The organism is Pseudomonas sp. USHLN015 (assembly GCF_037153275.1).
Taxonomy (GTDB): Bacteria; Pseudomonadota; Gammaproteobacteria; order Pseudomonadales; family Pseudomonadaceae; genus Metapseudomonas; species Metapseudomonas tohonis.
This window is the reverse complement of record NZ_JBBCKP010000037.1, coordinates 1-298: the sequence shown is the minus strand read 5'-3', so window position 1 is coordinate 298 and position 298 is coordinate 1. Positions and strand designations below refer to the sequence as shown.

1 pseudogene is annotated in these 298 nt (G+C 58.4%); it reads right to left on the bottom strand.

Annotated features, from left to right (window positions below):
* Nucleotides 1–66: 66 nt before the first annotated feature.
* A pseudogene (locus WFQ67_RS30235) lies at nt 67–298 on the bottom strand (phospholipase); the annotation flags it as partial.

The following is a 298-nucleotide window of genomic DNA, read 5'->3' as shown; positions in this document are numbered from 1 at the left end:
TCAGTTTGAGTCCATGGCCATTGCAGGCGGCCAGCAGCAGGGCCATCAGCAGGAGTAGGCTGCGCATCAGTCGAGGTTGCTCAGGGTGGTCTTGTCGTAGAGGAACTCCACGAGAGGCGTATCGGGAGTCAACTTGCTCGATTGTCGATCCTTGTTCTTCTTGATGAGTTCTTCCCATGCCTTAAAAGCATCCTTCGGATTGTCCTGTGCCCCCTGCCCAGCGGTATGCAGGCTCCAGAGCCGGCGGCGCATGGCCTGGGTTACCTCGTGCCACTCGTGGAGGATGTTGAGCTCGCTG